This window comes from Chloroherpetonaceae bacterium, from assembly GCA_025056565.1.
Taxonomy (GTDB): Bacteria; Bacteroidota; Chlorobiia; order Chlorobiales; family Thermochlorobacteraceae; genus Thermochlorobacter.
The window spans coordinates 146477-165465 of the sequence record JANWWA010000003.1; the positions used below are offsets into that span (position 1 = coordinate 146477).

An 18989-nucleotide genomic window follows, 5' to 3' on the forward strand; every position below is an offset into this window, starting at 1 on the left:
AAACGGAAAGCAGCACTTTGCAGTAAGCCGAAAATCGGTGCAGTTTGAGACAAGTTTATTTCAACCTTCCAAAAAAGGAGCAAGACAATGGCATTGTTAGGCCCAACGACCATCAAGCGGGATTTTTCGAAGATTAAAATCAGCATTGCGTCGCCTGAAAGCATTTTAGCGCGCTCTCGGGGCGAGGTCTTAAAGCCAGAGACGATTAACTACCGCACCTATAAGCCCGAGCGTGATGGCCTGATGTGCGAGAAAATTTTCGGCCCCACTAAGGACTGGGAATGCTACTGTGGCAAATACAAACGCGTGCGCTACAAAGGTATTATCTGCGACCGGTGTGGGGTCGAGGTGACGACAAAGTCCGTGCGTCGTGAGCGAATGGGACATATTTCGCTAGCCGTGCCAGTGGTGCATACTTGGTTTTTCCGCTCTGTGCCGAGCAAATTAGGGGCACTTCTTGACCTTTCTACTAAAGAGCTGGAGCGAATCATTTACTATGAAGTTTATGTGGTGATTAACCCTGGTGAGCCGGGCGAAAAGCAAGGCTTGAAGTTTATGGATCGCCTCACCGAGGAGCAGTATTACACCATTATTAGCGAGTATGAAGACAATCAAGACCTTGATGAAAACGATGAGCGGCGATTTGTGGCTAAAATGGGTGGCGAAGCAATTAAAGCGTTGCTAAAGAAGCTAGACCTTAACGAAGAATCCAAGAAATTGCGCGAGATTCTGAGAACCACCACCTCAGAGCAAAAGCGAGCCGATGCTCTAAAGCGCCTAAAAGTGGTGGAAGCCTTCCGCAATAGCTATCACCCTATCCCGAAAGATGCAAAGAAAAAGGAAGAGTTTTCGCTCGAGCCACCAGAGCCATATCAATACGAGGGGAATAAACCCGAGTATATGGTGATGGACGTCATTCCAGTCATTCCACCCGAACTGCGACCGCTGGTGCCGCTTGAAGGAGGACGATTTGCAACATCAGACTTGAATGACTTGTATCGCCGCGTGATTATTCGCAACAATCGCCTGAAAAAGCTAATTGACATTCGCGCGCCAGAGGTCATTTTGCGCAATGAAAAGCGAATGTTGCAGGAAGCCGTTGATGCGCTGTTTGATAACTCACGAAAAGCCAATGCTGTAAAGTCTGGTGAGGGCACACGCGCCTTGAAATCGCTTTCCGATTCGCTGAAAGGCAAGCAAGGGCGTTTCCGCCAAAATCTACTTGGCAAGCGCGTCGACTACTCGGGTCGCTCCGTCATCGTGGTCGGTCCTGAGCTTAAGCTGCACGAATGTGGTTTGCCAAAGGATATGGCAATTGAGCTGTTCCAGCCGTTTGTCATTCGCAGACTGGTCGAGCGCGGCTTAGCAAAGTCGGTAAAGTCCGCTAAGAAAATGATTGACCGCAAAGACCGCGCCATTTGGGATGTGCTGGAAAAGGTGATTGATGGACACCCTGTCTTGCTGAACCGCGCCCCCACGCTGCATCGCTTGGGTATTCAAGCCTTCCAACCTGTGTTGATTGAGGGCAAAGCCATTCAGATTCACCCGCTGGTGTGCACCGCCTTCAATGCGGACTTTGATGGCGACCAGATGGCAGTGCATGTGCCGCTCTCGCAAGAGGCGCAGATGGAAGCCATTACGCTGATGCTATCGGCACATAACCTGATTCTGCCACAATCTGGTAAACCTGTTACCGTGCCGTCTCAAGATATGGTATTAGGTATCTACTACCTCACCAAAGAAGCAAGAGGGCGACGCGGTGAAGGGCGCATTTTCAGTGATGCCAGCGAAGTGATCGTAGCTTACAACGAGGGCGAGATAGATATGCACGCCCGCATTTTCCTACGCTACAGTGGCCTAAGAGACGACCGAGTCGATATTCCACGCGCACTGGAAATTGTGCAAGGCGAAGAAAAGAAAAAGTGGATTGAAGCAAAGCTGAAGAGTAAAGAAATCATGGCAACCACTGTCGGGCGCGTCATCTTCAATCAAATCGTGCCGCCCGAAGTAGGCTTTATCAATAAGGTTCTGGATAAAAAGGCAATGAAAGACCTAATCGCACAGGTCATCAACAAAGCCGGTAATGTAAAAGCCGTTCAGTTCCTTGATGCGATTAAGGATATTGGCTTTGCATATGCAACAAAAGGAGGACTGTCTATTGCGCTCTCCGATGCAATCGTGCCAAGCCGAAAAGAAGAACTTATCAAAAATGCACAGCGTGATAACCTCAAAGTCATCAAGGAATATAATGCAGGCACGCTGACAGAAAACGAAAAGTATAACAAGATTGTCGATGTGTGGCAGAAAGTAACGAACTTGGTGGCAGAAGAATCCTACCAAACCTTGCGTAAAGACCGTGAGGGCTTCAACCCGCTCTTTATGATGTTGGATTCAGGAGCCCGTGGCTCTCGTGAGCAAGTGCGTCAGCTAACTGGTATGCGCGGTCTGATTGCGCGCCCGCAAAAGTCAATGTCGGGTCAGCCCGGCGAAATCATTGAAAACCCGATTATCTCTAACCTCAAAGAAGGGCTGTCCGTGCTCGAATACTTCATCTCGACGCACGGTGCAAGAAAAGGGTTGTCAGATACATCGCTCAAGACGGCAGACGCAGGTTATCTGACGCGCCGCCTGCATGATGTTGCACAAGATGTGATTGTCACGGAAGAAGACTGCGGCACGACACGCGGCATTGTCATATCCAGACAGATTGAAGAAGAGTCGGGCAACCTAATGAAGTTCCACGACCGCATTCGTGGACGAGTGGCAGCGCGTGATGTCATTGACATCAATGATGAGACAGTGGTCGTAAAAGCTGGCGAGTTGATTACCGATGAGCTGGCGGATATGATTCGCGACCGAATGGGCGTAACAGAGGTAGAAATTCGCTCCGTGCTGACGTGCGAAACGCGTCGTGGCGTGTGCGCACGCTGCTACGGCGTAAACCTTGCGACGAACCGTCTGGTCGAAGTCGGTGAAGCCGTAGGCGTCATTGCGTCGCAGTCTATCGGTGAGCCGGGCACGCAACTGACGCTGCGCACCTTCCACCAAGGCGGTGCGGCACAAGGCACGATTACAGAAACTGATATTAAAGCACTCTATGATGGGCGAGTGGAGTTTGAAAATGTGCGCTATGTAGAGTCCACGCAGTTTAACGAGCTGGGCGAGGAAGAAAAAGTGTATGTAGTCGTGCGCAAAAATGGCATTATCAACATTGTTGATGACAATACGGGCAAGTCGCTTAAAAAATACACTGTTCCATATGGGGCAAGGCTTCATTGCTCCGATGGAATGAAAGTGAAGAAAGACCAACTGCTCTACACAATTGAGCCGAACAGCACGCCTATTATTTCTGAATTTAAGGGACGAGCAAAGTTCCTCGATATTGAGAAAGGCACGACCTATAAAGAAGAAATTGACCCGCAAACGGGCTATGTGCAGCGCGTCATTATTAACTGGCGCTCAAAGCTCAAAGCAACTGATGTGCGTGAGCCGCGTGTGCAAATTGTTGATGACGAGGGCAAAGTGCTGGCAACCTACTCCATTCCAATCAAGGCGAGTCTTATTGTCTATGAAAATGAAGAGGTCAAGCCAGGTGATATTCTGGCAAAAGTGCCCAGAGACCTTGCGCGCATCGGTGGTGACATCACAGCTGGCTTGCCACGCGTAACCGAGCTGTTCGAAGCCCGCAATCCTGCTGACCCAGCAATTGTCTCTGAGGTAGATGGTGTGGTCGAATTTGGAGCGCAGAAGCGTAATAACAAGCAAATCTTTGTAGTTACGGAATATGGTGAGCGCCGTGAGTATATGATTCCGATTGGTAAGCACATCTTAGTAAATCACGGTGATGAAGTGCGTGCTGGCGACCCACTGACCGACGGAGCGATTGCCCCCGAGCGCATCTTGGCAATTCAAGGTCCAACTGCGGTGCAGCAGTATCTGGTCAATGAAATCCAGAAAGTCTATCAAATCAATGCGGGTGTAGAAATCAATGACAAGCATATCGAGGTCATTGTACGCCAGATGCTGCAAAAGGTGCGAGTCGAAGATCCTGGCGACACGACGCTCCTACCCGGTGATTTGGTCGACCGATTTACCTTCAAAGAAGTAAATGAGCAGATGGCAAACAAGGTGCGCGTAACTGACAAAGGGGATGCACCACGAAGCATTAAAGAAGGCGAACTCTATCCAAAGGATGAAATCTTGAAAATTAACCGTGAGCTGAAAAAGAATGGCAAAGAGCAAATCAAATTTGAGCCTGCGCAGCTAGCAACATCGCAGCCCGTGCTTCTGGGTATCACCAGCGCAGCACTGCAAACTGAGAGCTTTATCTCAGCAGCGTCGTTCCAAGAGACGACAAAAGTGCTGACAGATGCGGCAGTAGAAGGCAAGGAAGATTACCTCGTAGGTCTAAAGGAAAATGTCATTGTGGGTAAGCTCATTCCCGCTGGCACAGGTCTACGAAAGTATCGCAATATGCGACTTTCAACTGAACAGCGCTATATGGAAATCAGTGAGGAAACCAATGGCCGTGAGCAACACGAGGAGACTGAGGTGGGCGACTGAAAAGCAGTTAGTTTTCGGCGGGGCGACCTTGTGTCGCCTTTTGCTTTTCGAGGGCAACCTAGGAGAGCAGCTTCTCTCTTTGCAGCGATTTTCTCACAAAAGCTGAGCTGTGACGCGTAGCAAATAACATAGCCTCACGCTGAGAATTGCGGCGCGAAACGAACAAAAGCCCAACGCCTAAAATGACATAGAGTATCAAAATGCCCAAAACTGCAAGTGCAGAGTGCACAAACGCAAGCAAGCCAGTCAGCAGAGAGAAAAGGTAGATAAATATCACTGCTTGCCGTTGGTTTAGGCAAAGCTGGTGTAACAATCTGTGGTGTAAGTGAAGCATGTCTGGCTTAAAGGGATGTTTGCCAGAAAGCAATCGCCGCACTGGCGCAAGAACGGTATCCAAGATAGGAAAAGCCAGTGCAAAAACAGGGGTGAAAAGTGAAAAGGAGGAAACAGAATTTGTAGAGGGGGGAATCGTGCTGCAGGCAAGCATAAAACCAATGAACAATGCACCTGCATCGCCCATAAAAATTTGGGCAGGGTGAAAATTGTAGCGCAGAAACCCAAGTATACCCCCTAAAAGCGAAGCATAGATTGCAAGTGAAAGTGTGTCGTGATTCAAGAAAGCACTGGCCATCATAAAGAGAAGGGCAATGCTGCTTACTCCGCCTGCCAACCCGTCTAGCCCATCAACTAAGTTGATGGCATTGCAGATACCTACAATCCAGAGAAATGTAAAGCCAAGGCTTAGCCAGTCACTCAGTAGAAGCGGTTGCTCCAAGAACGGTAATTCAATTGAGCGGACAGAGTAGCCACCGCCAAAAACTACGATTGCGGCGGCAAGAAATTGCATCAAGAACTTACGCCGAAAGTCTAAGCCACGAATGTCATCGAGGAGACCGGTAGCAAAGATGATGACACTGCCTAGTAAAACCGCCCAAAATTGAGTTTTAGTGAAAGCATAGAAGTCGGGCCAGAAGATAAGTGCAACAAGGGTAGTGAGTAAGAAAGTAAGAGCAATTGCAATGCCGCCCAAACGTGGGATAGGTTGACTATGCACCTTCCGATGTGCAGGCTCGTCAAGTAACTGAAAAAGTCGTGAAAGCTGACAAATCTTTGGCGTAAAAAGCCAAGCTGTGATAGTCGACAAGCCAAGCAGAACCGCAATGACATACAGACTCATTTTGCGAATAGAGAGATTTTGGCAAAGACCGCTCCAGCGTGAGAAGGGTAAACGAAGTCAAAAGATAAGCGTTGTGAAGTTAGCAAAAAGCTGTGATGCGGACAACAATAAATGCAAAACTGAGACAGCCTAACCTTATTCTCACTACTTTGAAAGGTGCATACCAGAAGTGCTATACGGACACAAGTAAAACACCTGCCTGCATAGCATGGTTGGTATATTTTGTTTACCGCATCAGTATCATTTTTCGTGTCTGCACGAAGTTACCAGCTTGCAAACGGTAAAAATAGAGCCCTGATGTCAGATTGCCTGCATTGAATTGTACTTGGTAACGACCTGCTTCCTGCTTTGCCTTGACGAGGGTCGCTACTGCACGACCCAGTATGTCATAGACTTGCAAGGTGACTTCACTGGCTACAGGAAGCTGGTAACTAATCACCGTAGCTGGGTTGAATGGATTCGGGTAGTTTTGTGATAGCTCAAATGTTTGCGGTAAGCCTGCTTCCACTTCAATTATAGGGCTATACTTGAATGTGCCGTCGAAGTCAACTTGCTTCAAGCGATATTGAACGAGACCTGATGCGGTTCTATCGATGAATGAATAGGATTGTGCTTCAGCAGTCGTGCCTTTGCCTTTCACGAATCCCAATACTTGCCAGCCTTCAGAGTCTATTCCATATCTCGCAGAGCGACGTTGCACCTCGAAACCAGCATTGTTACTTTCAGAAGCAGTAGTCCAAGCAATGCGTATGCCATTATCGATTGCTTGTGCGCTAAATGAGGTGAGCTCAACAGGAAGAGCAAGTGGACCTGTGTTAAACGGACCTAGTGTACCTACTGGCAATGAGGAAAGCAAGTTGAAGTTCGGATTGAAGCCAACATTGCCTGCACCGCCAGGAGCAGAGGTGCCAGGCACAAAGACATTTGAGAAAAAGGGATCATTGGCGCCAGAAATGATAGCGAAGATACGAACATTCCCTGCGGCAGTAGCGCCGAGTGCGGAGAGTGTGAAACGAATCTCAAAACCAGTGTGAGTCGTGCGAATGTCATTCCCCGTTTGGTTGTTTAGCGCAAAAGTAGCAGCGCCAGCAGGCAGAATGCTACCAGCTGTGTTGTTCGTGGGAGTACTGCTAGCATTACCAAGAAACTGTGCTCCTACATTGCCCCCTGATGTTTTTGCAAGATAGACTGCACCGTCGCTTGTACGAACGGCAAGCATATAATCAACTTCAAAATCAGCACGATAGTTGTTGTTGGTCCAAGTGCTGTCTAAGTAAGTGCCTGTCGAGTGTGCACAACTGAGTCGTGCACCCGCAGCTCGACCAGGGACTTGGTCGAACCCCAGCCAAATTGCAAGTTGATTCCCGTTTGCCTCGACCTTTGAGGGAACACCGATGTAGAAATCAACGCCGTTTGTCCAAGTGCGAATTGCTCCAATATCAGATTGAGGACCAAACCCATTGTTGGCAATAGGATTGACATTAGGGATAGAAACTTGATACTCAGCAGGGCTTGCTGTACCATTGATAACAGGTTGGGCGAAAAGTGGAAGCGTCCTAACAGAGAGCAAGCAGAGCAGAGGTAGTAGTATGTGCTTCATGGCTGCTGCAGTTTGAGTTAAGTGACACTTACAAAAGATACACAAATAAGGTATTTACTACAAGAGGGCAAAGGCGAAGAAATCGGTTGCTAAGCTCTGTTTGTGAGCAAACGTACTTAGATGTGTGGCATACAAAATACTATACCACTTATCTAAACTGATGTTTCCGAATGCAGGTTCAAAGGCTTACTTTGCCGAGAGCATTTTTAGTATCTGTGTTTTTTCAATAAAGCTGGTGTCGAAGTGTCCGCTGCGGAAAATTTCGGACTGGAAGATTTTTTTGTGGAGCGGAATTGTGGTTTTGATGCCCTCGACAATGAACTCATCCAAGGCTCGCAGCATGCGCTCAATCGCTTCTTCACGCGTGTGACCGTAGACGATAAGCTTGGCAATCATTGAGTCGTAGTAAGGTGGAATGCGGTAGCCAGCATATGCGTGCGTCTCAACGCGGACACCGTGCCCACACGGCACGTGGAAGACTTTTAGTTCGCCAGCAGAGGGACGAAAGTCATTTTCAGGGTCTTCGGCATTGATACGGCATTCAATTGCGTGACCTCTGGGGACAAACTTCTTGGTAGGGAGTTTTTTTCCAGCAGCAATTAAAATCTGCTGCTTAATCAAGTCTATATCATAAATCTCTTCGGTTACGGGGTGCTCAACCTGAATGCGTGTGTTCATTTCCATAAAGTAGAAGTTTCGGTGCTTGTCGACCAGAAATTCTACTGTGCCAGCACCCTCGTAGTTAATTGCTTTTGCAGCCTTAACACCCGCCTCACCCATCTTGATGCGCATCTCTTCACTGATGATGGGAGAAGGAGACTCTTCAATTAGCTTTTGATGGCGGCGTTGAACAGTGCAGTCTCGCTCGCCCAAATGAATGATGTTGCCGTGCTGGTCGCCTAAGACTTGGATTTCAATGTGTCGTGGCTCCTCGAGAAATTTTTCAATATAGACGCCGGGGTTTCCAAAAGCTTTCTCCGCCTCGCTGCGAGCCGTATTGAATGCCTTTTCTAAATCTTCTTCGCGAGAAACGACGCGCATGCCTTTGCCACCGCCGCCAGCTGTTGCCTTGATAATGATAGGATAGCCTACTGCTGCCGCGACTGCTTTGGCATCCTCTATCCGTTCTACTAGTCCTTCGCTGCCCGGAATCGTTGGGACATTTGCAGCTCTCATTGTCTCTTTGGCAGTGTTCTTATCACCCATTTTGCGAATCATCTCAGGCGAAGGACCGATAAACTTGATGCCAGAGAGGGCACAAATCTCAGAAAATTCGGCACGCTCAGAAAGAAAGCCGTAGCCTGGATGAATCGCATCGGCATTGGTGACCTCAGCAGCTGCAATGATGCGTGGAATATTGAGATAACTTTCTTTGCTCGGCGGCGGACCGACGCAAACGGCTTCATCTGCATATTTTACATGAAGCGAATCAGCATCAGCCGTGGAGTAAATTGCAACGGTCTGGATGCCCATCTCACGGCAAGTGCGAATAATGCGCATTGCAATTTCGCCGCGATTAGCAATGAGAATCTTCCTAAACAAGGCGCATCTTCCAGTTTAAGTTACAAGAGAGAGCTCACTTCCAAGAAAATACTGCAAATGCCTAAGTTAGGTAAGCTGTACAGCGTGGCTACTCCAGAAGAAAAAGCACTTGGTCATACTCTACGGGCTGCCCATTTTCAACCATGATTTTAACAATCTTCCCATCCACATCGCTTTCAATTTCATTCATCAGTTTCATTGCTTCAATGATGCAGAGGACTTTGCCTTTTGTGACTTGGTCGCCTACCTGCACATATGGATTGGCTTCTGGCGAGGGAGCACGATAGAATGTGCCTACCATTGGCGAGCGAATCTCCTTGTATTTCTTCGCTGGCGGCGCTGGCTCAGCCGTTTGAGAAGAGGTCGCAGGTGCAGCATTAGAGGTCGGAGGGGTTGGCAAAGTCGGTGGGGTGGCTGTAACCATTGGTGGTGCATACTGTGGCATAAAAAGAGACGGCATAGGCGTATGCACAGATGGGGCGGGTTGTTCACTTCTACGCTTCAGGGTAATCTTGAAATCGCCTTCCTCTATGGTCATCTCGTCCAAGCCTGACTCATCAAGCATCTTTAAGAGCTTTTGAATGTCATCGAGATTCATATACAAGCCCTCGGTTTTTTTAGGTTAAGATGAAAGAGCAGGCCACGAGAAATGAGGCATGCTATGCACTAGCCTTCTTGACTCTATCGACATACTCTCCTGTGCGGGTGTCCACGCGCACAACATCGCCGGTCAGCACAAACATTGGCACTTGAATGACCGCACCAGTTTCAAGCGTTGCAGGCTTTGTGCCGGCGGTGGCACGGTCATCTTTCGTAACAGAACTGGTGTCTGTAACCGTTAGCTCGACAAATGTAGGGGCTTCTGCTTGAACAAGCTCACCTGAGGTGGAGAAAACAACCTCAACGGGCATACCCTCCTTCAAAAACTTTGCAGACTCTCGGAAAGCTGAGACAGGGATATTGATTTGCTCGAAGGTCTCATTATCCATCAGCACGAAATCATCGCCGTCACGGTAGAGATACTGGAAATGCTTGCGCTCAGTTTGAACAATTTCGACTTCTTCGCCAGAGCGGAAGCGATTTTCTACAATTCGGCCGTTGCGGAGGTTGCGCATCTTCGCTTGAAAGAACGCATGAAGATTGCCCGGCGTGCGATGCTGAACTTCCTCGAGAATGTGCAATTCACCATTGAAGCGAAGAATAACGCCTTTTGCAAGGTCCCTTGTGGTCGCCATATCCCTTTGAAAGTTGTTGATTTGGTTGCTGACGCTTTGGTTAGAGAAGGCGAATATAATACTGCTGGGAAGGATTTCAAAACAGGCACAAAACGACTGAAAGCCTGCAGCGACTTGATTTTATTAGGGGTTTCGGGTGTATAAGGCTTGACAAGCTCTCTTCTTTTCGTAAATTTGCCTCAGTTTAGCAGGGGCTAAACAACACTTCAAACCAATCATTCGAAAGGAGAAGCGATATGTCAAAAGCCGACATCGTAGAGAAGATTGCCAAAGATGCGGGCATCTCTAAAGCAGCGTCAGAAAAGGCGGTCAATGCGTTCATTGAAGCGGTAACAAACTCGCTAAAGAAAGGGCAGCCTGTAACGCTCATCGGGTTTGGCACATTCTCGGTCGCCAAGCGCGCAGCACGCATTGCACGCAATCCTAAGACGGGTGAGCAAATTAAAGTGAAAGCAAAGAAGATAGCCCGGTTTCGCCCAGGCACAGCATTGAAGAACGCGGTCAACAAGTAAAGTGCTGTTAGAAAGCCGTAGCAGAAAAGCTCATCGCCGAAGCGATGAGCTTTTTTATTAAAAAAGTAAGAAAAGCGTGTTCGCATCTTAGAAATTCTCGCAATTGAGGCGCTTTTGTATCTTTGCGTTCTGTTTGACTGGTTACCAACAATTCGCCAAACCATATGGGACGCATTTTTGAGAAGCGCAAGTATAGAATGTTTGCGCGCTGGGCAAGAATGTCCAAAGCCTTTACCAAAATTGGGCGTGAAATCTCAATTGCGGTTAAAATGGGTGGTCCTGACCCTGATAATAACCCACGATTGCGGCGCGCAATCCAGAATGCGCGTAGTGTCAATATGCCCAAAGACCGTGTGGAGGCAGCCATCAAACGCGCCGTCTCACGAGAAGAGGCAGACTACCAAGAAGTGGTCTATGAAGGCTATGCGCCACACGGTGTGGCGCTGATTGTAGAAGCGGCAACAGATAATCCAACTCGCACGGTGGCAAACGTGCGAATGTATTTTAACCGTAGCGGTGGCTCACTTGCAGCAAATGGCGCAGTGAGCTTTATGTTCGAGCGGAAAGGTGTCTTTAAACTCCAAAAGCCAGACGTCAATCTTGAAGAACTTGAGCTAGAGCTGATTGACTACGGTGCAGAAGATTTCGCCCTTGAAGACGATGACCTCCTAATCTATACCAGCTTCAATGACTTTGCCACGATGCAAAAAAAACTGGAAGAAAAAGGCCTGACGGTGCAAATGTCTGCCTTGCAGTATGTCCCAACCACGACGGTAGAAGTAACCGAAGAGCAAGAAAAAGATGTAATGGAACTAATTGAAAAACTGGAAGATGATGATGATGTGCAAGCAGTCTATCACAATATGCGTTAAAAGAACAAAAGAACGCATCACCTTTTCTTAGAGTGTTAAAAATTCCCAACTCGAACTTAAACCGAAAACGCTATGCAGGTTGGAGCATATCAAATTTTTGCTGTGGAGTGTGAGCGCTTTGCGTTAGATGGAGGCGCTATGTTTGGCACTGTGCCCAAAGCACTGTGGGAAAAGCAAATTCCTGCAGATGAAAAAAATCGCATCGATATGTCGGCGCGCGCGATGCTTATTGTAGGGAATGGGCGCAAAATTTTGGTCGACACGGGAATGGGACAGAAGTGGGAGCCAAAATATCGTGAGATGTATAAAATCTCTGAATCGTTTTTGGAAGCAAACTTGCGCCGTGCAGGCGTAACACCTGAGGAGATTACAGATGTGATTCTGACACACCTACACTTTGACCACGCAGGCGGCGCAACCAAACTGGTTGATGGCAAACTGGTGCCTACCTTCCCGAATGCGACCTACTATGTGCAAGAGGAGAACTACAAGTGGGCGATGAATCCGAATGCTCGCGAGAGAGCCAGCTACCTCAAAGAAAACTTTGTGCCACTTTTAGAGCACAACAAGCTCCAGTTTACCAACGGTGAAATGGAACTTTTCCCTGGCGTGCATCTTATTCTTTCGAATGCGCATACGCGCGCACAGCAGTTAGTAAGAGTAACTGATGGAAAGACGTCCGTGTGCTACTGCGGCGATGTTATCCCCACAGCGGCTCATATTCCGCTCCCATGGGTAATGGGCTACGACCTGTATCCACTTGAAATTATGGAAGAAAAGCGGCGACTCTTGGAACAAGCAGCAGACGAACACTGGACGCTTTTCTTTGAACATGACCCCTTCAAAGATGCCGCCGATGTGGTGCGTAGCGAAAAAGGGATTGTAAAAAACACAACCTTTTTCATCAATTGATAATAAGCTGATTGAGTGAAGTGGATTCTTCCTCTTTGGCGATAGGTAGCTCTACGATGAATGTAGCGCCTTTGCCAGCAGAACTTTCGCACCAGATTCGACCACGCATTGCATCGACAAGTGTTTTGCAAATCCAAAGTCCGTAGCCTGTAGAACTCTCGCCACCTGTCGGCTTTGCAGAAAGTTGCGCTTGCTTTTGAAACAGTAGATTCATCTCCTCTGGCTTGATGCCCAGCCCTTGGTCAGTTACGCTAATGCGCACGCGGCTGCGATGTCGGTAGAGGCGTATCCAAACTTTCCTATCAAATGGCGAAAACTTGATTGCGTTGGAGACCAAGTTCTCTAACACCTGCAGCATAGCAATGCGGTCAGCGCGAGCTTTTGGCACTTCCTTGCTAGCCTCAACAATGAGTTCAATTTGCTTAGCGCTGGCTTGCATCTGGAGCGATTGCACAATGGTTTCAATAAGATTAGCTAATCCGACAGGTTCAAGATTCAGCTGTGGCTTACTATGAAAGGGACTATGACCCAGCAGAAGACTCTCGGAAATACTTTTCATTCGCCCCACACAATCGCGAATGCTAATAAGTCGCTTCTCAATCTCTTCTTTGGAGAGTTTCTCATACTTTTTTGCAAGGATATCCACAGCAAGCAAAATACCTGACATTGGGTTTTTAAGGTCGTGCGCTAAAATTTCCATTAGCTCAATTTTTTCTTGATTGGTATACATAAGGTCGCGCGCCGCGTCTTGATGAAGGTGGACATATGCAAGCGAAAGTGCAATATCTTCTATTAGCTCTTGGTCGAGGCTACCCCATTCTCGTTCTGTGTCGCAGTCATCAACGCCGAGAAAGCCCAAGAAGCGGTTTTCAGCTAAAAGTGGAGCAAGTAAAAGCGAGCGCACATTGTGAGTAGCCATAAAAAATCGCTCCTCGCCTTTAGCTTTGCTCTGGGTTTCTGCGACCAAGCCCCCGTGCGAAAGTATCGTTGTCCAGCGCGGTAGGTGCGTGTGTGGTAAGGCGGTCATCGTAGCCAGCTCAATCCGCTTGGACAAATGTGCCAGATGCGATTCTGCTACCAGCGAGTAGACAGGCTGACCATCCAAAAGCAAAGAGTTTCTAAAAAGATAGGCACGGCTAGCACCCATAGCTTGGCGTATATCGAAGAGAATCGTATCGTAAAGACTGGAAACATCTTTGCTTTTGAGAAGTGCGCGCTGAATCTTGACAATCGTCTCAAGACAGGCGTTTTCTTTGATGAGGCGAGTATCATCCATTTCCAATTGCATTTGTAGCCTTCTTACGTTTGTGATGCATACCAGAATGCAGATACTGCGCACATCGTATTCCTTTCAATGCTTCTCATCCAAGAGAAGCGTACTGAACGAAAGGGACTCAATTTAGCAAGCCCACCTAAGGAAAAACTAAGATGTGTGATGCCATACGGCGCTGTGAAAGGTGTAGGTGGGGGGAGTGTAGCTAGGTCATCGTGAATGCAGCCATTCTAACTAGGCGGCTAAGGTAGCAGCAAGTGGCGAAGCGTGTGTGACTTAGTTAAGAATCCTCTCCATCAAGTAGGTCTTAACTTGCTCAATGTGAATGCGTTCTTGGTGTGTAGTGTCACGGTCGCGCACAGTAACAGTATCGTCTTTCAGGGTGTCGTGGTCAATAGTGAAGCAGTAAGGTGTGCCGATTTCGTCTTGACGGCGATAGCGGCGACCGATTGAACCTGCGTCGTCATATTGGACTTTGAAGTGCTTTTGCAAATCGCGAAAGAGCTTTTCGGCGCGCTCAGGCAAGCCATCTTTTTTCAGAAGAGGGAAAACGCCAGCTTTCACGGGAGCAAGTTTGGGGTGCAACGAAAGCACCGTGCGCTCTTCATCTTCGACAATGTCTTCTTGATAAGCATCACAGAGCACGGCGAGAAACACGCGGTCGCAGCCAGCAGAAGTCTCTACGACAAATGGGATATATCGCTCCTTGCCATCAGGCTCAACATACTCCATGCTTTTGCCTGAATACTCTTGATGCCGACGCAGGTCAAAATCCGTGCGAGAGTGAATGCCCTCGATTTCCTCTGTGCCAAATGGGAACTTATACTTAATGTCGTAAGCCGCATCGGCATAGTGAGCTAATTTGTCGTGCTTATACCAAACCAAGTTTTCTTTCCGAATACCCAAGCGTTCCACATACCAATTCATGCGCTTCTCTTGCCATGCCTCGAAGGCTTCTTGCTGACTGCCGGGCTTGACGAAATACTGCATTTCCATTTGTTCGAATTCAATCATTCGGAAGATGAAATTGCCCTTGACGATTTCATTGCGGAAGGCTTTGCCGATTTGTGCAATGCCGAAGGGCACTTTGAGGCGCGAGGACTCACGAACTTGATGAAAATTGACAAAGATACCTTGTGCAGTTTCTGGCCTGAGGTAAATGATGGATGTGTCGTCCGCCACAGCGCCTAACTCCGTTTTGAACATTAGGTTAAACTGCCGCACTTCTGTCCAATCAAATGCACCTGAATCGGGCGACCGAATTTGCTCCTTGATAATCAGGTCGTAGAGCGCTTTGGTCATATCTGGGGCGTTTTGTGCTGCGACAAATTCAGCTTGCACGCGCGCTGCTTCATCAGTTTTGCCCTTCTTTTCAAGAGACTTAATGTAGCCCTCAATGAGGTGGTCTGCACGGTAGCGTTTTTTGCTGACTTTGTCATCAATAAGTGGGTCGCTAAAGCTGGCTACATGACCAGAGGCTTCCCAAGTGCGCGGGTGCATCATAATAGCGGCATCAATGCCGACCACATTGTCATGCTCTTTGGTCATTGCGTCCCACCATGCATCTTTGATGTGGCGCTTGAGTTCCACGCCTAACGGACCGTAGTCATAGCAAGCGCCAAGTCCGCCATAAATCTCTGAGGATTGAAACACAAAGCCGCGTCTTTTGCAAAGCGAGACGATTTTTTCCATTACGCGCTCAGGGGTCTCCTGCTTCTTTCTAACAGTTGAGTCCGCCATGTGTCAGTTTTAGAAAATTTGTGCGAAAAATCGTTTGAGGCACTTGCGAAAACAACCAAAATCTGCGATGCGAAAATGTGCAACGCATCTATGTGCTAGCCTTTGTCAGAACTGAAGCCATGAGCAAGGCCTAGCTAATCAGTTGCAAGTATTCCCAGCCCTCACCAGCAAGGTCTTCATATGAAATGCCATCTTTTTCGTTGCTAGGCATAATATAGACTGCATCGCCGTAACTATACTCAAAGTCAATGTAGTTAATCGCTGAAATCAATTTTGCGAAAGTTTCACGGTCAGCAAAGGCATCTTCTGGAATCTCACGAATCATATCGGTAAGGTCGTTCAGCATTGGCGACGCTTCAAGAAGAAAGATGAGCGAGATAACTACATAGTATTTTGAGCTGCTCAGGCGCATCACTTCATCAACGCTCTCGCCGACCTCCTCTTCTTCGGTGGCGATATTGGCTTCAATGTCATTAATCCAGTGATGAAACTCGCGCTCAGCCGCTTCAGCCTCAATGATAAAATCCCAGTAGCCATACTCAAAGTAAGGAATGGCTTCTTGAAGTTTGCCCGTCAGGCGCTTGTAGAAGCGGCGCTTTTGTTCAGGCGTTTCATCATCAACGCTTTCTTCAATCAGGCGATGCAATGCACTGCGCAGTGTTTCTTTGCCGTAGTAGTTAAATGCAACTTGCACGGCAAAAAATGCCATTTCGTCAGGATACTTTTTGCCAAACAGTTTAGAGAGAAAACCGCGTCGTGTCATACTCATGAGAATTCGCTTGGGTTAAAGAGAAAACCCGCTACGGCTGCGACCAAAAGAGCCAAAGCGCCCTGCACGCAGCCCTGTCATTCTGCCAGTGGTTGAGGAAACACGCATTGAGACGCGTCCGAACCCTGTAGGTTTCACACGCCCGACCCCAGTTGCTAAACCAGTAGTGCGTGACGAGAAGAGGGTAGGTCGGCGCACAGGGGTATAGGTTGGTGCAGAAAGTGTACGTGGCGCTGTAGTGCTACGGTAGTAGCCGTAGTCGTATCGTGGGTAGTAAATGGGCGATGGTATGAACATCGGGTAGTAGAAGAAAAACCAAGGTGCAAAGCCGGGCATACCGCCGTAGTAAAACGGAGTGTAACCTGCACTGTAGCGCGCTACCGTATCATTGCCGACCAGCTGCGAAGAATCCACAGCGGCTTTAGGCAGTGTCGAGGTGATGCCAGCCTCAGGGGTAGGCGGCCTGAAATCTGAGAGCTTAATCATTGAGACCGTAAGCCCTTTTTCCTTGTAAGATGCAAAATCTTCGTTAAGGTCATCGAGTTCCTGCGAGCGGCTTTCGTCAGGGCTGCAGTAGAGCACGCTCTTAATGCCGAGTTTTTCGAAGTTTTCAGCGGTCGGCACTTTTGCGATGTAACGGTTATCAAACTTGGTCTCTGCGTCAGTGTTTTCGCTGTAGGGCAGAAGGCGATTGCTGTCGAGCAACATCACCATTGGCGCTTTTTCAGGTCGGATTTTTGCTTTTTGCGAAACCTCTTCGGCATAGTAAAGCATAGCGCCCAGTGTTTGCTGCGAGGGCACTACGCCGATTGGATGAGGCCAGTTGTCAAAGCCAATGACAAGGTTTGCCACATCTGCCATGGCGGCGCCAAACGCAACGCTTTCTTCGCCTTCAAGGTCGACGATGAGTGCTACTGTGTCGGGATTTTTGCTTTGCTTCAAAAGCTCCTTCATTCCCAAGCCTCGCGAGTAGGCCTCTTTCATCTTGGGCGTAAAGACGGGTGCCATCTGGCTTTTGAGCGAAGGTTGTGCCAGTGCTTGCACTAAGGTGTTCACCACAAAAGGCTTGAACTCCGCACGGGTCGGCTGGTATGCTTGAAGCAAGGCTTCAGGCTCTAAATACATTGTCCAGCTTAGCGAGTGGCCGCTGTCGTGGGTTTGCTTGCCGTTCAAAGCAAGTGGCTTATCAGGTGAGCCGACATTCCAGCCTTCCTTGCGCTGCAGTTCGGTGGTGTCCACGACAATTTCCTCTTCGTCTTCCAAGTCACAACCTTGCAGGATACCTGCGGTAGAAAGCAATGCCGAAAGTGAGACGAGCTGCAGCAAGCGCTGATTTGCCTCTCGGCGTGAAATCATCTCATGCCACCAATCTGCACCGTGCTTTTGCACATTGGATTGGGAAGTGTGCTCTGACATAAATCATCTAAGAGTTACGATTCTGCCACAAAGGTTGCAGCGCAAGGCGTGGTGTAATCAGTCGGTAGTGGAGTGTGGTTTTCGGTGCAACCTTTGGAGACACGTGTGTAAAACCCGGCAGCTTTGCCTCCAATCAAATAAACACCAAAATTTGCAACACCGCCTTGCGGCAACACCTTTGCATCAAAATACTTTTGGACAATCCAGCGTGTCTTTACTGCTTGCGCCAAAGAAAGTTTCCAAACTTCATCTGTCGTAAGTTTGCCCAAAATTACTTCTGCACCCTCGCAGCCGTAGTCTGACTTCATGACCCATTGGTCTTTTTCATCGCAAAGCTGTTCAGGTGAGACATCAATTAAGCGATAAGTCTCAGGAATGTAGGCTTTGATCGCAGCTTGTGAGGCGGGCGAGAAGCGATGCCGATGTGCCCACAAGAATGCCAGCGTGAGTTTATTCTGCGTGAGCACAGCGCCGAAAGGATTGAGAACAGAGACTTGATGCATCGCTTCTGCTTCCAATACCGCCAGCAGCTGATTGTGCATTGGGTAAGGGTCTGGGTAATCGTCTTCGTCATACCAAACAGGCAAGCGCTCGCCCCACCAGTCTGTTTTGTAATGGCGAATCACAATGTCAATTGGGCGAGAGAAAAGCCGCAGCGCATCAGGCGTTTTAGACAAGTTAAACGGTGAACCCAAAACCGTCTCAAATCCACGCTTTTCAAACCAATGTTTGTAGAGCAAAATCATTGACAGGTCTTCAGTCAAGTCCGTCGGGTAGATGATACCAATGGTGGGAGAGGCTTTTGGGCAAGCTACATCAGCGCGATACATGGCCAGCATTGCATCAACGAACTGCGACTCAAAGTGAGCATTAGGGTTGCAAAGTTTGGGCGTATTAGGATGAAGCAGTTCGTTAAGGAAAACGGCTTCGGCTTCACCGCTGGGTGTATCGCTATTCATCTCGCAGATTTTAATGCCGCCTGCGCTATCCTGAAAGACGTCCAAGCGAGCGATAAAATGCCAGCGTCCACCTGACGAAAGCCACATGAGTTTTTGATAGGGCGTGAGGTGAAAAAAGTCATCTAACCAATTCGGCTCTTGCCAGATAAGCTGTGCGAGTTCATCGTAGACTTGTCCCACCGTCTCCGCAGCAATTTGCATAGCTTGGGCTTCTTTGGCTGAAAGAATAACAGGCTCAAGCAAGAAACGCTCTTCGCCGTTGAGCCATGGGTCGGTGAGAATGTGCGTGCGGTAAAGCTGCTCAGCGAGTGCTTCATACCGTGCTTGATAAGTTGTTGCATCGCTAAGCTGCGCAGCATGATGCGACATGAAGGGCAATGAGGTCTCGTTTTCAGTCATCACCAAAGTCTTATGATGCG

The 18989-nt window shown here is 48.4% G+C and carries 14 protein-coding genes; 4 read left to right on the forward strand and 10 right to left on the reverse strand.

What is annotated here, in order from left to right; translation table 11 throughout:
- Positions 1–87 precede the first annotated feature (87 nt).
- On the forward strand, positions 88–4563 hold the full coding sequence (gene rpoC, locus NZM05_03935) for a DNA-directed RNA polymerase subunit beta' (protein MCS7012766.1): 4476 nt from the start codon (positions 88–90) through the stop codon (positions 4561–4563).
- A 58-nt stretch (positions 4564–4621) separates the two neighbouring features.
- Here the strand turns inward: rpoC and NZM05_03940 are convergent, their stop codons facing one another.
- The 5 genes from NZM05_03940 to efp form a co-directional block, all read right to left on the reverse strand.
- Positions 4622–5740 (reverse strand): undecaprenyl/decaprenyl-phosphate alpha-N-acetylglucosaminyl 1-phosphate transferase, encoded by a 1119-nt coding sequence (locus tag NZM05_03940; GenBank protein ID MCS7012767.1) that lies wholly within the window; start codon positions 5738–5740, stop codon positions 4622–4624.
- Between the two features lie 226 nt (positions 5741–5966).
- Entirely contained in the window at positions 5967–7340 is a 1374-nt protein-coding gene (locus NZM05_03945; GenBank protein MCS7012768.1) for a T9SS type A sorting domain-containing protein, read from the reverse strand.
- Between the two features lie 186 nt (positions 7341–7526).
- A complete protein-coding gene (gene accC, locus NZM05_03950) occupies positions 7527–8882 on the reverse strand; it encodes an acetyl-CoA carboxylase biotin carboxylase subunit (GenBank protein ID MCS7012769.1) in 1356 nt (451 codons plus the stop codon).
- 88 nt (positions 8883–8970) lie between these two features.
- Positions 8971–9480 (reverse strand): acetyl-CoA carboxylase biotin carboxyl carrier protein, encoded by a 510-nt coding sequence (accB, locus tag NZM05_03955; GenBank protein MCS7012770.1) that lies wholly within the window; start codon positions 9478–9480, stop codon positions 8971–8973.
- Between the two features lie 61 nt (positions 9481–9541).
- Positions 9542–10117, reverse strand: a complete 576-nt coding sequence (gene efp, locus NZM05_03960) for an elongation factor P (GenBank protein MCS7012771.1) — start codon at positions 10115–10117, stop codon at positions 9542–9544.
- A 236-nt stretch (positions 10118–10353) separates the two neighbouring features.
- Here efp and NZM05_03965 point away from each other — a divergent pair, with 236 nt between their 5' ends.
- From NZM05_03965 to NZM05_03975, 3 genes are all read left to right on the forward strand, one after another.
- A complete protein-coding gene (locus NZM05_03965) occupies positions 10354–10629 on the forward strand; it encodes an HU family DNA-binding protein (GenBank protein ID MCS7012772.1) in 276 nt (91 codons plus the stop codon).
- A gap of 164 nt (positions 10630–10793) precedes the next feature.
- Positions 10794–11501 (forward strand): YebC/PmpR family DNA-binding transcriptional regulator, encoded by a 708-nt coding sequence (locus NZM05_03970; protein ID MCS7012773.1) that lies wholly within the window; start codon positions 10794–10796, stop codon positions 11499–11501.
- A 72-nt stretch (positions 11502–11573) separates the two neighbouring features.
- A complete protein-coding gene (locus NZM05_03975; GenBank protein MCS7012774.1) occupies positions 11574–12413 on the forward strand; it encodes an MBL fold metallo-hydrolase in 840 nt (279 codons plus the stop codon).
- Here NZM05_03975 and NZM05_03980 read toward each other — a convergent pair.
- The 5 genes from NZM05_03980 to NZM05_04000 all read right to left on the reverse strand — a co-directional run bounded on the left by NZM05_03980 (position 12406) and on the right by NZM05_04000 (position 18969).
- Positions 12406–13689, reverse strand: a complete 1284-nt coding sequence (locus tag NZM05_03980) for a HAMP domain-containing histidine kinase (protein MCS7012775.1) — start codon at positions 13687–13689, stop codon at positions 12406–12408. The genes NZM05_03975 and NZM05_03980 overlap by 8 nt on opposite strands.
- 273 nt (positions 13690–13962) lie before the next feature.
- Positions 13963–15426: a glycine--tRNA ligase gene (locus tag NZM05_03985; protein MCS7012776.1), complete on the reverse strand. Its 1464-nt coding sequence runs from the start codon at positions 15424–15426 to the stop codon at positions 13963–13965.
- Positions 15427–15556: 130 nt separating this feature from the next.
- Positions 15557–16189 (reverse strand): hypothetical protein, encoded by a 633-nt coding sequence (locus tag NZM05_03990; protein MCS7012777.1) that lies wholly within the window; start codon positions 16187–16189, stop codon positions 15557–15559.
- A 21-nt stretch (positions 16190–16210) separates the two neighbouring features.
- Positions 16211–17611: a hypothetical protein gene (locus NZM05_03995; protein MCS7012778.1), complete on the reverse strand. Its 1401-nt coding sequence runs from the start codon at positions 17609–17611 to the stop codon at positions 16211–16213.
- 14 nt (positions 17612–17625) lie between these two features.
- The gene (locus NZM05_04000; protein MCS7012779.1) at positions 17626–18969 is read right to left on the reverse strand and encodes a glutathionylspermidine synthase family protein; all 1344 of its coding nucleotides are present in this window, start codon (positions 18967–18969) and stop codon (positions 17626–17628) included.
- Positions 18970–18989 lie beyond the last annotated feature (20 nt).

Coding starts and splice junctions, on each gene's coding strand:
- rpoC (MCS7012766.1), top strand. CDS start 88: ATGGCATTGTTAGGCCCAACGACCATCAAGCGGGATTTTTCGAAGATT.
- NZM05_03940 (MCS7012767.1), bottom strand. CDS start 5,740: ATGAGTCTGTATGTCATTGCGGTTCTGCTTGGCTTGTCGACTATCACA.
- NZM05_03945 (MCS7012768.1), bottom strand. CDS start 7,340: ATGAAGCACATACTACTACCTCTGCTCTGCTTGCTCTCTGTTAGGACG.
- accB (MCS7012770.1), bottom strand. CDS start 9,480: ATGAATCTCGATGACATTCAAAAGCTCTTAAAGATGCTTGATGAGTCA.
- efp (MCS7012771.1), bottom strand. CDS start 10,117: ATGGCGACCACAAGGGACCTTGCAAAAGGCGTTATTCTTCGCTTCAAT.
- NZM05_03965 (MCS7012772.1), top strand. CDS start 10,354: ATGTCAAAAGCCGACATCGTAGAGAAGATTGCCAAAGATGCGGGCATC.
- NZM05_03970 (MCS7012773.1), top strand. CDS start 10,794: ATGGGACGCATTTTTGAGAAGCGCAAGTATAGAATGTTTGCGCGCTGG.
- NZM05_03975 (MCS7012774.1), top strand. CDS start 11,574: ATGCAGGTTGGAGCATATCAAATTTTTGCTGTGGAGTGTGAGCGCTTT.
- NZM05_03980 (MCS7012775.1), bottom strand. CDS start 13,689: ATGGATGATACTCGCCTCATCAAAGAAAACGCCTGTCTTGAGACGATT.
- NZM05_03985 (MCS7012776.1), bottom strand. CDS start 15,426: ATGGCGGACTCAACTGTTAGAAAGAAGCAGGAGACCCCTGAGCGCGTA.
- NZM05_03990 (MCS7012777.1), bottom strand. CDS start 16,189: ATGACACGACGCGGTTTTCTCTCTAAACTGTTTGGCAAAAAGTATCCT.
- NZM05_03995 (MCS7012778.1), bottom strand. CDS start 17,611: ATGTCAGAGCACACTTCCCAATCCAATGTGCAAAAGCACGGTGCAGAT.
- NZM05_04000 (MCS7012779.1), bottom strand. CDS start 18,969: ATGACTGAAAACGAGACCTCATTGCCCTTCATGTCGCATCATGCTGCG.